The sequence below is a fragment of the Diaphorobacter limosus genome (genome assembly GCF_033100095.1).
Classification (GTDB): Bacteria; Pseudomonadota; Gammaproteobacteria; order Burkholderiales; family Burkholderiaceae_C; genus Alicycliphilus; species Alicycliphilus limosus.
On the sequence record NZ_CP136921.1, the window covers coordinates 3,670,019 to 3,684,507 of the forward strand.

Here is a 14,489-nt window from a genome sequence, read left to right on the forward strand (position 1 = left end):
ATATGGTTGAAATTGAACTGGACGGTCAGAAGGTGGAGGTTGCCGAGGGCAGCATGGTCATGCATGCTGCTGAAAAGTCGGGCACTTATATTCCCCATTTCTGCTACCACAAGAAGCTCTCCATCGCGGCCAACTGTCGCATGTGTCTGGTGGACATCGAGAAGGCGCCCAAGCCCATGCCGGCCTGCGCCACGCCGGTGACCCAGGGCATGATCGTGCGCACCAAGAGTGACAAGGCCATCAAGGCGCAGCAATCGGTGATGGAGTTCCTGCTCATCAATCACCCGCTTGATTGCCCGATCTGCGACCAGGGCGGCGAATGCCAGCTGCAAGACTTGGCCGTGGGCTATGGCGCTTCGGCCTCGCGTTACGGTGAAGAAAAACGCGTGGTTCTCAAGAAGGACATAGGGCCGCTCATCTCCACCGAGGAGATGACCCGTTGCATCCACTGCACCCGTTGCGTGCGCTTTGGCCAGGAGATTGGCGGCGACATGGAGCTGGGAATGATCAACCGCGGGGAGCATTCGGAGATCACGACTGTCAAGGGTGACACGGTCGATTCGGAACTCTCGGGCAACATGATCGACATCTGCCCGGTGGGTGCGCTCACCAGCAAGCCCTTCCGCTACAGCGCCCGCACCTGGGAGTTGTCTCGCCGCAAGTCGATTTCACCGCATGACTCCACGGGTGCCAACCTCGTGGTGCAGATCAAGAACCACAAGGTGATGCGCGTCGTGCCCCTGGAGAACGAGGCCGTCAACGAGTGCTGGATTGCCGACCGCGACCGCTTCTCCTATGAAGCACTGAATGGTGACGATCGTCTGCAGCGCCCCATGCTCAAGCAGGGTGGTCAGTGGCAGGAGGTCGATTGGCAGACGGCGCTGGAGTATGTGGCGAATGGTTTGAAATGCGTACGCGACAAACATGGCGCTTCGGCCATTGGCGCGTTGGTCAGCCCGCACAGCACGCTGGAAGAGTTGCACCTGGCAGCGACACTGGTGCGTGGGCTGGGCAGCGACAACATCGACCACCGCCTGCGCCACGCCGAGTTCGCCACACCCGAGGGGGTTCGCTGGCTCGGCATGCCCATCGCGGCACTGACCGACCTGCAGTCGGTACTGGTACTGGGCTCCAACCTGCGCAAGGATCACCCGCTGTTCGCCCAGCGCATCCGCCAGGCAGCGCGCAAGGGTTGCAAGGTATTTGCCATCAATGCCATGGCATATGACTGGGCTTTGCCTGCGACACAATCCGTAGTGGCATCCGCTGATTGGACGCAAGCTTTGGCCGATGTTGCGGCCGCCGTGGCGCAAGAAAAGGGTACTGTGGCGCCGGTCGTGTCCGGCAAGGCAAACGATGAGGCGCTGGCCATTGCCCGCGCACTGCTCAGCGGTGAACGCAAGGCCATCTTGCTTGGCAATGCCGCCGCCCACCACGCTCAGGCATCCAGTCTGCTGGCACTCGCGCAGTGGATTGCACAGGCAACCGGTGCCACCTTCGGCTATCTGAGCGAGGCGGCGAACACCGTTGGTGCCCAGTTCGTCGGCGCACAACCACGCCAGGGCGGCCTCAATGCCGCACAAATGCTGGCGGGGCAGGTGAAGGCCTTGTTCCTGCTGAATACCGAGCCCGAGTTCGACTCCGCAGCGGGTGCCAATGCGGCCCGGGGGCTGGCGGACGTGGACATGGTGGTGACATTGAGTCCGTTCAAAACGAATATGGACATCAGCGACGTACTGCTGCCCATAGCTCCGTTCACTGAAACCTCCGGCAGTTTTGTCAACGCCGAAGGCCGGGTGCAGAGTTTCCATGCCGTCGTGCGCCCGCTGGGTGAGACGCGTCCCGCCTGGAAGGTGTTGCGCGTGCTCGCCAACATCATGGCTCTGCCGGGTGTGGAGTTTGAGTCCTCGCAGGATGTACTGAACCAGGCCACGGCCGGCTTGGAGCAGTTGACTTCTCAGCAACTGAGCAATGCCACCAAGGCGGCCATCGACGTGGCACACGGGCCGGCGGCTGCGCCTGTGGTGGCCAGCATTTACCAGCTCGATGGCCTGGTGCGTCGTGCGCCAGCGCTGCAACTGACCGCCGACGCACGTGCGGCACGTGAAGGAGTCGTTGCATGATTGACGCGATTTACAACGGGGGCTTGAACCTGGTCGCCGCAAGCTGGTGGACCAGCATGGGCTGGCCGGTGATCTGGAATCTGATCAAGATCGTTTGCGTGCTGGCGCCGCTGATGGGGGCAGTCGCTTACCTCACCTTGTGGGAACGCAAGCTGCTGGGTTTCATGCAGGCGCGCCTTGGGCCCAATCGGGTTGGTCCCCTGGGCCTGCTGCAGCCCCTGGCCGACGGTCTGAAGCTGCTTACCAAGGAAGTGATCCAACCCACGGCTGCGAGCAAGGGTCTGTTCTTCCTGGGCCCGGTCATGGCCATCATGCCGGCCCTGGCAGCCTGGGTGGTGGTGCCTTTCGCGCCGGATACGGCCTTGGCCAATATCAACGCCGGATTGCTGCTGGTCATGGCCATTGCCTCGATAGAGGTTTATGGCGTGATCATTGCAGGCTGGGCATCCAACTCCAAGTACGCCTTGCTTGGCGCATTGCGCGCTTCCGCACAGATGGTCAGCTATGAAATCGCCATGGGCTTTTGCTTTGTGGTGGTGATCATGGTGACGGGCAGCATGAACCTGACCGAGATTGTGTTGGGGCAGGCTCGCGGCACCATGGCTGGCATCGGGTTGGGCTTCCTGTCCTGGAATTGGCTGCCTTTGCTGCCCATCTTCCTCGTGTATCTGATTTCGGGGGTTGCCGAAACCAACCGCCATCCGTTTGACGTGGTGGAAGGCGAGGCGGAGATCGTGGCTGGTCACATGGTCGAATATTCGGGTATGGGCTTTGCCATCTTCTTCCTGGCTGAATATGCAGCCATGTGGCTGGTGTCCATCCTGGCAGTGATCATGTTCCTGGGGGGCTGGTTGCCGCCAGTCGACGCCCTCGGCTTCATTCCGGGCTGGATCTGGCTTGGCATCAAGACCTTTGTGGTGGTATCCATGTTCATCTGGATCCGCGCCACCTTCCCGCGCTATCGCTATGACCAGATCATGCGTCTGGGCTGGAAGATCTTCATCCCGGTGACCCTGGTGTGGGTGCTGGTCGTGGGCGCCTGGTTGCTGTCGCCCTGGAATATTTGGAAATAAGCGGGGACACCATTCATGTCTGCTGTTGTTGCTCCTGCATCTTTTTCTCTCAAGGATTTCTTCAAGAGCTTCATGCTCTGGGAATTGGCCAAGGGCATGGTGCTGACCGGGCGCTATGCCTTCCGTGGCAAGGTCACGGTTCAGTTTCCCGAAGAAAAGACGCCTTTGTCGCCGCGCTTTCGTGGCTTGCACGCGCTGCGCCGTTACGACAACGGCGAAGAGCGTTGCATCGCCTGCAAGCTGTGCGAGGCCGTGTGCCCGGCGATGGCCATCACTATCGAGTCCGATGTGCGTGCCGATGGCACGCGCCGTACCACGCGCTATGACATCGACCTGACCAAGTGCATTTTTTGTGGTTTTTGCGAAGAAAGCTGCCCGGTGGATTCGATCGTGGAGACGCAGATCCTCGAATACCACGGCGAAAAACGGGGTGACCTGTATTTCACCAAGGAAATGCTGCTGGCTGTGGGCGATCGCTATGAACCCGAGATCGCGGCGGCCAAGGCGGCGGACGCGAAATACCGTTGATCGGGTGACGCATCACACCTGAACTTTTGAAAAGACCCGATCCATGGACGTTAAAACCGGATTCTTCTACCTGTTCTCGGTAGTGCTGCTGTACGCGGCCTTCCGGGTGATCACGGCGCGCAATCCCGTGCATGCCGTGTTGCATTTGATTCTGGCCTTTTCCCAAGCTGCCGGTTTGTGGCTGCTATTGAAGGCCGAGTTCCTTGCCATTGCCTTGGTGCTGGTGTACCTGGGGGCAGTGATGGTGCTGTTCCTGTTCGTGGTGATGATGCTGGACATTCGTATCGACGCAGTGCGTCGTGGATTTTGGAAGCATTTCCCCTTGGCTGCCCTGATAGGTGCCCTGGTGGCGTTTGAAATGGGTGCGGTGCTGATGACCGGCTTCCGTGGAGTGGAAGAACCCAAGGCCGTCGCGACTCTGGTCAATGCGGCCGGACAGGTGGTGCCGTATTCCAATACCCAGGCATTGGGCAAACTGATGTACACCGAATATCTGTATCCGGTGGAGATCGCTGCCGTGATTCTGCTGGTGGCCATGATTTCCGCTATTGCCCTTACGCTGCGCCAACGCAAGGACGTCAAGGCCAGCGATGTCACGGCCCAGGTGCGTGCCCGCGCTAGTGATCGTCTGGTCGTGGTGAAGATGCCGGTCACGCAGGCAGCACAACCCTTGGCAGACGGCGATATCAGTGCAGAGGAGAACAAGGCATGACATTGACCCTGGGCCATTTTCTGACGCTGGGGGCAATGCTGTTTGCCCTGGCGGTGGTCGGTATTTTCCTGAACCGCAAGAACCTGATCGTGCTGCTGATGGCGATCGAGTTGATGCTGCTGGCGGTGAACATGAACTTTGTCGCGTTTTCGCACTACCTGGGCGACATGCACGGTCAGGTATTCGTGTTCTTCATCCTTACCGTGGCGGCCGCCGAAGCGGCCATTGGCTTGGCCATTTTGGTGCTGTTGTTCCGTAACAAGAACAGCATCAATGCGGAAGATCTCAACACCCTCAAGGGTTGATGGGCTAACCGGTACTTGCAAGGTTCTCAAGAATGAGTCAAACCCTTTCTGCTTCGACGCTGCTGGCTGTGCCCTTGGCACCGTTGGCCGGCTCCCTGCTGGCAGGCCTTTTTGGCACGGCCTTTGGTGGCAACTGGTTCGGCCGCCGCATCTCGCACACGCTGACCATTCTGGGCGTGCTGGTGTCCTTCCTGATCTCCGCGTCCACGCTGTACAGCGTGGCCGTGGATGGCGCACGCCTTAACGAAACCCTCTATACGTGGATGGTGGTTGGCGGCCTGAAGATGGAGGTCGGCTTTCTGATCGACGGCCTGACGGCGATGATGATGTGCGTGGTGACCTTTGTGTCGCTGATGGTGCACATCTACACCATTGGCTACATGGAGGAAGACGAGGGCTACAACCGTTTCTTCTCCTACATCTCGCTGTTTACCTTCTCCATGCTGATGCTCGTGATGAGCAACAACATGCTGCAGCTGTTCTTTGGTTGGGAAGCCGTGGGCCTCGTGTCCTACCTGCTGATCGGTTTCTGGTTCAACAAGCCAACGGCCATCTTCGCGAACATGAAGGCCTTCCTGGTCAACCGTGTCGGTGACTTCGGGTTCATCCTGGGCATCGGCCTGATTGCGGCCTATGCCGGCAGCTTTGACTACGCCGAGGTGTTTGCCAAGAAGCAGGAGTTGGGTGCCTTGGTGTTTCCTGGCACCGACTGGATGCTGATCACCGTCATCTGCATTTGTCTGTTCATTGGCGCCATGGGCAAGTCGGCCCAGTTCCCGCTGCATGTCTGGCTGCCTGACTCCATGGAAGGTCCGACGCCGATTTCTGCGCTGATCCACGCCGCCACCATGGTGACGGCGGGCATCTTCATGGTCTCGCGCATGTCGCCACTGTTCGAGCTGTCCGATGCTGCCCTGAACTTCATCCTGGTCATCGGCTCCATCACGGCCCTGTTCATGGGCTTCCTGGGCATCATTCAGAACGACATCAAGCGCGTGGTGGCCTACTCCACGCTGTCGCAACTCGGTTACATGACCGTGGCGCTGGGGGCATCCGCCTATTCGGTCGCGGTGTTCCACCTGATGACGCACGCTTTCTTCAAGGCCTTGCTGTTTCTGGGTGCCGGCTCGGTCATCATGGGCATGCACCACAACCAGGATATCCGCTGGATGGGCGGCGTACGCAAGTACATGCCTATCACCTGGATCACCTCGCTGCTCGGCTCGTTGGCACTGATTGGCACACCTCTGTTCTCCGGCTTTTATTCCAAGGAAAACATCATCGAGGCCGTGCACTTCAGCCAGCTGCCGGCTGCCGGCTTTGCACATTTTGCGGTCATGGCGGGGGTGTTTGTCACCGCGTTCTATTCGTTCCGGATGTACTTCCTGGTCTTCCATGGCAAGGAGCGCTACGACCAGAACCCTGATGCCCATGAGGCGCAGGAAGAACCCGATCCGCACCATCACCATGACGACCATTCCAAGCCACATGAGTCGCCATGGGTGGTGACGGTGCCGCTGGTGTTGCTGGCCATCCCTTCGGTGGTGATCGGTTTCATGTACATCCAGCCCATGCTGTTTGGCGACTTCTTCAAGGACGTGATCTTTGTCGACGGCTCCAAGCATGCGGCGATGGCGCAACTGGCGCAGATGTTCCACGGCCCTGTGGCCATGGCCGTGCATGCATTGCAGACGGCGCCGTTCTGGCTGGCTCTGGCGGGTGTTGCGCTGTCTTACTACATGTACATCGTCAATCCGGCGCTGCCGGCGGCGATCAAGCGTGTGTTTCAGCCCATCTACACCTTGCTCGAGAACAAGTACTACATGGACTGGATCAACGAGAACATCATTGCAGCCGGCACGCGCCTGCTGGGTGTGGTTCTGTGGAAGGGTGGTGACCAGGGGTTGATCGACGGCGCCATCGTGAACGGTTCGTGGAAGCTGGTGGCGCGTATTTCTGCCGCAGTCCGGCGTGTGCAGTCCGGTTTCCTGTACCACTACGCACTGTTCATGATCCTGGGTGTCTTCGCCCTCATGACGTATTTCGTCTGGCTCAACAAATAGGAGCAAATAACAAATGGGTTTGTTGAGTCTTGCCATTTGGACGCCCATCGTTTTTGGCGTCCTGCTTCTGGCGTTCGGTTGCGACAAGCATGCGCGTACCGTGCGCTGGCTGGCGCTGATCGGCTCCCTGTTGGGCCTGGCGGTAACGATTCCGCTGATCAGCGGGTTTGATGCCGGTACTGCAGCCATGCAGTTCGTTGAAAAGGCCCCCTGGGTCGCGCGCTTCAACATGCACTACCACCTGGGCGTGGATGGCATCTCGATGTGGTTCGTACCATTGACGGCCTTCATTACCGTGATCGTGGTCATCGCTTCGTGGGAGTCCATCACCGAGCGTGTCTACCAGTACATGGCGGCCTTCCTGATTCTGTCGGGACTGATGATCGGTGTGTTCTCCGCACTCGACGGCATGCTGTTCTATGTGTTCTTTGAAGCCACGCTGATACCGATGTACCTGATCATCGGCATGTGGGGTGGGCCGAACAAGATCTACGCGGCGTTCAAGTTCTTCCTGTATACCTTGCTGGGCTCGCTGCTGACGCTGGTTGCCTTCATCTACCTGTACAACCAGGCAGGTGGCAGCTTTGATATCGCTGCCTGGCACAAGCTGCCGCTGGGCGGCACCGCGCAGACATTGTTGTTCTTTGCGTTGTTCGCGGCCTTTGCCGTCAAGGTGCCGATGTGGCCGGTGCATACCTGGTTGCCCGACGTGCACGTCGAAGCGCCCACCGGTGGTTCCGCAGTGCTGGCGGCCATCATGCTGAAGCTGGGTGCTTATGGCTTCCTGCGCTTCTCACTGCCGATCGCTCCCGACGCCGCGCATGAATGGGCCTGGCTGATGATCACCCTGTCGCTGATAGCGGTGATCTACGTCGGCCTCGTGGCCATCGTGCAAAAGGACATGAAAAAACTCGTGGCCTATTCGTCCGTGGCACACATGGGCTTTGTCACGCTGGGCTTCTTCATTTTCAACGACCTTGGCGTGTCTGGAGGGCTGGCGCAGATGATTGCCCACGGCTTCGTGTCGGGCGCCATGTTCCTGTGCATTGGCGTGTTGTATGACCGCGTGCATTCCCGCCAGATTGCAGACTACGGCGGCGTGGTCAACACCATGCCCAAGTTTGCGGCGTTTGCGCTGCTGTTCTCCATGGCCAATTGCGGTCTGCCTGCAACGGCTGGTTTCGTTGGCGAGTGGATGGTGATCATTGCCTCGGTGCGTTTCAATTTCTGGATTGGCCTGGGTGCTGCGATTGCCGTGATCCTGGGTGCCAGCTACTCGCTGTGGATGTACAAACGGGTCTATCTGGGCCCCGTGACCAATGACAACGTCCGTGCCATGACCGACCTGAATGGGCGTGAATTCCTGGTGTTGGGCGTGCTGGCGATCGCCGTGCTCTACATGGGCATTTATCCCAAGCCCTTTACCGATGTGATGGATGTGTCGGTGGCGGAGCTGCTCAAGCATGTGGCGCAAACCAAGCTGAACTGACCGGACTAGCGAAGCGAGAGATACAAGATGATTGACAACATCAGCTGGTTGGCGATTTACCCTGAGATCGTGCTGCTGGTCATGGCCTGCGTGATTGCGCTGGTAGATCTGGGCGTGGGAAGTACGCGACGCACGGCGACCTATGTGCTGACCATGCTTTCTCTGGCCGTGGTTGCCGTTATGCAGGCCATGTATGCCAGCAGTGGCAACACCTTCTATGGCTGGGGCAACATGGTGGTCAGCGATGCCATGGGTAACTGGCTCAAGTGCTTTGCCACAGTGTCACTGATGGTGACGCTGGTTTATGGCCGTTCCTATGCGCTTGACCGCGGCATGTTGCGTGGAGGCGAGCTTTTCACGCTGACCATGCTTGCGCTGCTGGGCATTTGCGTGCTGATTTCGGCCAATAACTTCATCGTGATCTATCTGGGCCTGGAATTGCTCACGCTGTCCAGCTATGCGCTGGTTGCGCTGCGCCGTGATCACACCACGGCCACCGAGGCCGCGATGAAGTACTTCGTGCTCGGTGCCATGGCCAGTGGCTTTCTGCTCTATGGCCTGTCCATGGTCTATGGCGCCACCGGTTCCCTGGACATCGGCCAGGTGTTCAAGGCCATCAATGCGGGCCAGATTCGTCACCAGGTACTGGTGTTTGGCGTGGTCTTCATCGTCGCCGGCCTGGCCTTCAAATTCGGTGCTGTGCCGTTCCACATGTGGATTCCTGACGTCTATCAGGGTGCACCCACGGTGGTCACGCTGATCATCGGTAGCGCACCCAAGTTTGCGGCCTTTGCCATGGCGATTCGCCTCCTGGTCGATGGCCTGCTGCCGCTGGCGATTGACTGGCAACAGATGCTGGCAGTGCTGGCCATCGCCTCATTGCTCGTGGGCAACGTGGCCGGTGTGTTGCAGACTAATCTGAAGCGCATGCTGGCCTATTCGACCATTTCGCACATGGGTTTCCTGTTTCTGGGCCTGTTGTCGGGAGTGGTCAACGGCATGGTGGATGCCAATGCTGCCGAAACCGCCTACAGCTCGGCCATGTTCTACATCGTCACCTATGTGCTGACCGTGCTGCCTGCCTTTGGCCTGATTGCCATGCTCGCACGCGAAGGTTTCGAGAGTGAGGAAATCGCCGACCTGGCTGGCCTGAACCAGCGCAGCCCGCTGTACGCAGCCGTGATGGCGGTCTGCATGTTCTCGCTGGCAGGCATTCCACCACTGGTGGGTTTTTACGCCAAGCTGTCGGTGCTGCAGGCGCTGGTAGCGTCTGGCCATGGCCTGCATGTGGCCCTGGCGGTGTTTGCCGTCGTCATGTCGTTGATTGGCGCCTTCTACTACCTGCGCGTAGTCAAGGTCATGTATTTCGATGCGCCGCTCACGGCTGGCAAGGTGTCGGCGCCCTTCGATGCGCGCGTGGTTCTTTCCATCAATGGCGCCTTGGTGCTGATTCTGGGCGTTCTTCCAGGTGGCTTGATGGCCTTGTGTGCTGACGCCATCGTGCGCGCATTGGCGACCTGATGGGCGTATTGTTCAACCCATGACCCAGACTGCAGCCATTTGGCTGGTGATCTTGGCCGCCCTTGTGGCGGCCAATCTACCTTTTATCAATGACCGTTGGTTGGTGGTCGGAGCGCGGGCACACCAGGGCAAACCATTCTTTGCGCGTGCGCTCGAACTGCTGCTGCTGTACTTTCTGGTGGGTGCGCTGGCGCTGCTGATCGAAAAGCGCGCCGGACAGATTGCGCCTCAAGGCTGGGAGTTCTATGCCGTGACCGGTGCCTTGTTCATCACCTTGGCATTTCCCGGATTCGTCTACCGCTATCTGATGCATCGTGGCAGGCGCCCTGCACACTGAACGGGTGTGTCATGAAGGTTCTGGATTTGTTTTGCGCCGATGACCATGCCTTCGAGGGCTGGTTTGGTAGCGAGGACGACTTTCAGAGTCAGTTGGCGCGTGGTCTGGTGCAATGCCCCCTGTGTGGCAATGCCCATATTCGCAAGGGGTTAAGCGCGCCACGCCTGAATCTGCGCTCGTCTTCTGATGCCGGATCTCAGGCGTCCCAGCCAACTCAGCCAGTGCAAGCCACCAACGGGGCCGTGACACCCCAGGCGATGCACGCGGCCTGGCTGCATATGGCCCGGCAGATTGTGGCGCGCACCGAGGATGTCGGGCAACGCTTTGCTGTCGAGGCCCGGCGCATGCATTACGGTGAGATCGAGGAGCGCCCCATTCGGGGCCAGGCCTCTCCAGGAGAAACGGCAGAGTTGCTGGATGAGGGGATTGCCGTGCTGCCATTGCTGCTGCCAGACGCGGCTACAGAATCTCTGCAATAAGCAGGCAAGGGGCGCTGGTTTGGACTATGCGGCGCCGAAACGCGCCGCAAAGGCCTCGTCAAACGCCTGGCCGCCGCATAGTGACAGAGTCAGGGCCACGCGTGCATCAGGCGGCAACTGCGGCAATGGCTCCAGTCGCCGGGTTTCGGTGTTATAGCTCATCGCCAGCAGAGGGTGGCCATCACGCTCGCACTGCAGGTCGTAATCCCAAAGACCACCGGATTCCAGGGGGCCGCGCAGCTCACCATATTCCGCATGCGCCCAGGCCAGCACGCTGATGATCTCGTGCTCCAGCTCACTCATGCGCGCTGCGGGTATGGCAGCGATGGCGTCCCAGGTGGCCGTGCCTTCTGCGTCTTCGCTGTAGTCAAAATCGAGAAAATGCAGCTTCATGACGTGCGGCAGATGCCGTCCCGTAGACGATAAAACGAAAGGTGCTGACCATGTCGTCGCAACCCACCAGCAACGCACCCGTGCTGCATGTGCAGGGCCTGGGGTTCGGGTTCCCTGGACACAGCCTGTTCCAGGATTGGAGTGCAGATTTTCCAGCCGGGCTATCCCTGATACAAGGGGGCGATGGAACGGGCAAAACCAGCCTGTTGCGCCTGTTTGCCGGCGAAACTGCGCCGCAGGCGGGGAGTGTGACATTGCTCGGGATGGATGCCGTGCGGCAACCGGCGGAATATCGCGCCCAGGTGTTCTGGCGCGATCCGCGTGCGCCCTGGCCGGACACATTGACACCGCTGACATGGGTGGAGCAGCTGCCTGCGCACCATCCGCGCTGGTCAGGCGAAGCCTGGCGCGCACATGTCGCCGGTTTTGGCCTGGCAATGCACCTGCACAAGCCCATGTATCAGCTCTCCAGCGGCAGCCAGCGCAAGGTGCTGCTGGCTGCAGCCCTGGCCAGCGGCGCCGTGCTGACCTTGCTGGACGAGCCGTTGGCAGCGTTGGATAAACCATCGATCAGCTATCTGCTGCAGGCACTGGAGGCTGAGGCCCGCGCGTCGCGCTGGCCAGGGCGTGCGGTACTCGTCGCGCACTACGACGCACTGGGAGACCTGCCCTGGTGCGCCAGGATAGCGCTGTAGATCAGACCACGCCCTGGGCCAGCATGGCGTCGGCCACCTTCACGAAGCCGGCGATGTTGGCGCCGTCGATATAGCTGACGCTGCCGTCGGCACGCTTGCCATGCTGCAGGCAGGCGCCATGGATGCTCTTCATGATCTGCAGCAGGCGGGCATCGACTTCGTCGCGTGTCCAGGACAGACGCTGCGCGTTCTGGCTCATCTCCAGGCCCGAGGTGGCCACGCCGCCGGCATTGCTGGCCTTGCCGGGCGCGTAGAGCACACCGGCCGTTTCGAACACCTTGGCAGCCTCGTTGGTCGAAGGCATGTTGGCGCCCTCCGCCACGCACAGCACGCCGTTTTTGATCAGCGTGCGGGCGTCCTGCTCGTCGAGTTCGTTCTGCGTGGCGCTGGGCAGGGCCACGTCAGCTGGGATATGCCAGGGCGTCTTGCCGGGCAGGAATTCCACGCCGGTGCGCTTGGCGTAGTCATTCACGCGGCCGTAGTGGTGGTTCTTCACATCCATGAGGATGGCCAGCTTCTCGGCGGTGAAGCCTTCAGGGTCGTAAATCGTGCCCGAAGAGTCGGACACCGTGACCACCTTGGCGCCCAGTTGCATGGCCTTCTCGACCGAGTACTGGGCCACGTTGCCGGAGCCGGAGACGGACACCGTCTTGCCTTCCAGGCTTTGTCCACGCGTGGCCAGCATTTCCTGGGCAAAGTACACGCAGCCATAGCCCGTCGCCTCGGGGCGTATCAGCGAGCCGCCAAACGACAGGCCCTTGCCGGTGAACACGCTGGCGGCGTTGTTGGCCAGCTTCTTGTACATGCCGGCCATGAAGCCGACCTCACGGCCGCCCACGCCGATGTCCCCCGCCGGCACGTCGGTGTCCGGGCCCACATGGCGGAACAGCTCGGTCACGAAGGCCTGGCAGAAGCGCATGATCTCGGTCGGGCTCTTGCCCTTGGGGTCGAAATCAGAGCCGCCCTTGCCGCCGCCCATGGGCAGGGTGGTCAGGGCGTTCTTGAAAGTTTGCTCGAAGGCCAGGAACTTCAGCACCGACAGCGTGACCGAGGGGTGAAAGCGAATCCCGCCCTTGAACGGCCCCACGGCCATGCTGTGCTGGATGCGGTAGCCGCGGTTGACATGTACGTTGCCATGGTCATCGAACCAGGAGACGCGGAACATGATCACCCGCTCGGGCTCCACCAGGCGCTCCAGCAGTGCCTGTTCGGCGTAGCGCGGGTGCTTCTCGATGAAGGGCCACAGGCTTTCCATGACCTCGGTCACGGCTTGCAAGAACTCGGGCTGACCGGGGTTGCGCTGGGCCAGTTGTTCCAGGAATTGGCCTACGGATGCGTGCTTCATTGGGAAACCTTCGAATCGGAGAGAAAAATTGCGGCGTTGCAGCATGGAATTATGCCAATAAAGCATGCGTGCATGCATAAGCCGTGCAAAAGTTAGTGTGGCGCTCACGCGCAATGCTGTGCTTGGGTAGCGTGGCACGGGGTGGGGTGGGGATTCGCCATGCCTGCAGCGTCTTTTTTTTGTCACGATCGCGGCCCATAGTCTGATTTTTCAAGAGAGGTGCAAGCGATGCGTATTCACAATGTTTCGAAGGGGGCCGTGGCCCTGGCAGCGGCAGCGGTGTTGCTGGCGGCCTGTGGCGGTGGTGACGATAAGGGTGATTATCCAACCCTGACGGGTGACAAGCCCCTGGTGATTGGTCACCGGGGCGCCTCGGGCTACCTGCCAGACCACACCCTGGAGGGCTACCGCAAGGCCATAGAGCTGGGCGCTGATTTCATTGAGCCTGATCTCGTCGCCACCAAGGACGGGGTGTTGGTGGCGCGCCACGAACCCAATATCACCGCCACCACCGATGTCGCCCAGCGCAGCGAATTTGCCGCACGCAAGAGCAAGAAGCTGGTCGATGGGGTGAGCGAGGAGGGCTGGTTTGTTTCCGATTTCACCCTGGCCGAGCTCAAGACCCTGCGCGCCGTGCAGCCCCTGGCCGAACGCGACCAGAGCCACAACGGCAAGTATCTGATCCCGACCTTCGAAGAGGTGCTGGAGCTGGCCAAGACCGAAGGTGCACGCCTGAATCGCAGCATCGGCGTCTATCCCGAGACCAAGCATCCGAGCTACCACGCGGGCCTGGGTCTGGCGCTGGAAGACCGCTTGCTCGCCATCCTGGGCAAGTACGGTTACACCAGCAAGAGCGCGCCGGTGATCGTGCAGTCCTTCGAGGTGGCCAACCTCAAGTATCTGCGCAGCAAGACCCAGGTGCGCTTGGTGCAGCTGGTGGATGCCAACGACGTCAACGCCGACGGCAGCATGGACCTGACAGCCCCCTATGACAAGCCGTACGACTTTGCCGTGGCTGGCGACGCCCGCACCTTTGCCAGCCTGCTGACGCCGGCCGGGCTCAAGGACGTCAAGAGTTACGCCGACGGCATCGGCCCGTGGAAGCCCTATCTGATCCCATCCAAGCTGGTCGACGCCAACAAGGACGGCAAGCCTGATGACCTCAACGGTGACGGCAAGATCGACGAACGCGACCGGGTCATGCTGCCGGCCACCGATGTGGTCAAGAACGCCCATGCCGCCGGGCTGTTCGTCCACCCCTACACCTTCCGCAGCGAGGCGCGGCGCCTGGCATCGGACTTCAAGGGTGACCCCAAGGCCGAGTTCCGCCTGTTCTACCAGCTGGGCGTGGATGGGGTGTTTGCCGACTTCCCCGACCACGCCAAGGCGGCGCGCGACTGAAGCCTGCGGCCCGCTTGCGCGGGCT

General features: G+C 60.4%; 14 protein-coding genes. 12 read left to right on the plus strand and 2 right to left on the minus strand.

The annotated features are described in order from the left end of the window. Positions 1–2 precede the first annotated feature (2 nt). The 10 genes from nuoG to P4826_RS17675 are packed head-to-tail and all read left to right on the plus strand — an operon-like array spanning position 3 to position 10,630. Complete coding sequence (gene nuoG, locus P4826_RS17630; protein ID WP_317701650.1) at positions 3–2,123, plus strand: NADH-quinone oxidoreductase subunit NuoG; 2,121 nt, start codon at positions 3–5, stop codon at positions 2,121–2,123. Then, entirely contained in the window at positions 2,120–3,196 is a 1,077-nt protein-coding gene (gene nuoH / locus P4826_RS17635) for an NADH-quinone oxidoreductase subunit NuoH (RefSeq protein ID WP_317701651.1), read from the plus strand. The genes nuoG and nuoH overlap by 4 nt, the downstream gene beginning before the upstream one ends. Positions 3,197–3,211: 15 nt before the next feature. Beyond that, positions 3,212–3,724 carry an NADH-quinone oxidoreductase subunit NuoI gene (gene nuoI, locus P4826_RS17640; RefSeq protein WP_317701652.1) on the plus strand — a complete coding sequence of 171 codons (513 nt, stop codon included), beginning with the start codon at positions 3,212–3,214 and terminating at the stop codon, positions 3,722–3,724. Between the two features lie 43 nt (positions 3,725–3,767). Beyond that, complete coding sequence (locus P4826_RS17645) at positions 3,768–4,436, plus strand: NADH-quinone oxidoreductase subunit J (protein ID WP_317701653.1); 669 nt, start codon at positions 3,768–3,770, stop codon at positions 4,434–4,436. Beyond that, positions 4,433–4,741: an NADH-quinone oxidoreductase subunit NuoK gene (gene nuoK, locus P4826_RS17650; protein ID WP_317701654.1), complete on the plus strand. Its 309-nt coding sequence runs from the start codon at positions 4,433–4,435 to the stop codon at positions 4,739–4,741. The genes P4826_RS17645 and nuoK overlap by 4 nt, the downstream gene beginning before the upstream one ends. Positions 4,742–4,773: 32 nt before the next feature. Further along, positions 4,774–6,804 (plus strand): NADH-quinone oxidoreductase subunit L, encoded by a 2,031-nt coding sequence (gene nuoL, locus P4826_RS17655; RefSeq protein WP_317701655.1) that lies wholly within the window; start codon positions 4,774–4,776, stop codon positions 6,802–6,804. Between the two features lie 13 nt (positions 6,805–6,817). Continuing rightward, positions 6,818–8,293, plus strand: coding sequence for an NADH-quinone oxidoreductase subunit M (locus tag P4826_RS17660; protein WP_317701656.1), 1,476 nt, complete (start codon positions 6,818–6,820; stop codon positions 8,291–8,293). A 27-nt stretch (positions 8,294–8,320) separates the two neighbouring features. Then, a complete protein-coding gene (gene nuoN, locus P4826_RS17665) occupies positions 8,321–9,814 on the plus strand; it encodes an NADH-quinone oxidoreductase subunit NuoN (RefSeq protein ID WP_317701657.1) in 1,494 nt (497 codons plus the stop codon). A gap of 19 nt (positions 9,815–9,833) precedes the next feature. Then, positions 9,834–10,151, plus strand: coding sequence for a DUF2818 family protein (locus P4826_RS17670; RefSeq protein ID WP_317701658.1), 318 nt, complete (start codon positions 9,834–9,836; stop codon positions 10,149–10,151). Between the two features lie 11 nt (positions 10,152–10,162). Then, complete coding sequence (locus tag P4826_RS17675; RefSeq protein ID WP_317701659.1) at positions 10,163–10,630, plus strand: DUF1178 family protein; 468 nt, start codon at positions 10,163–10,165, stop codon at positions 10,628–10,630. Positions 10,631–10,654: 24 nt separating this feature from the next. Here P4826_RS17675 and P4826_RS17680 read toward each other — a convergent pair whose 3' ends face one another. Continuing rightward, a complete protein-coding gene (locus P4826_RS17680; RefSeq protein WP_317701660.1) occupies positions 10,655–11,023 on the minus strand; it encodes a hypothetical protein in 369 nt (122 codons plus the stop codon). A 50-nt stretch (positions 11,024–11,073) separates the two neighbouring features. Here P4826_RS17680 and P4826_RS17685 point away from each other — a divergent pair, with 50 nt between their 5' ends. Further along, complete coding sequence (locus tag P4826_RS17685; RefSeq protein ID WP_317701661.1) at positions 11,074–11,718, plus strand: ABC transporter ATP-binding protein; 645 nt, start codon at positions 11,074–11,076, stop codon at positions 11,716–11,718. Between the two features lies 1 nt (position 11,719). Here P4826_RS17685 and gdhA read toward each other — a convergent pair whose 3' ends face one another. After that, positions 11,720–13,063 carry an NADP-specific glutamate dehydrogenase gene (gene gdhA, locus P4826_RS17690; RefSeq protein ID WP_317701662.1) on the minus strand — a complete coding sequence of 448 codons (1,344 nt, stop codon included), beginning with the start codon at positions 13,061–13,063 and terminating at the stop codon, positions 11,720–11,722. A 228-nt stretch (positions 13,064–13,291) separates the two neighbouring features. Between gdhA and P4826_RS17695 the strand changes: the two genes are divergently transcribed. Beyond that, entirely contained in the window at positions 13,292–14,464 is a 1,173-nt protein-coding gene (locus tag P4826_RS17695) for a glycerophosphodiester phosphodiesterase (RefSeq protein ID WP_317701663.1), read from the plus strand. The last annotated feature ends 25 nt before the right edge of the window (positions 14,465–14,489 follow it).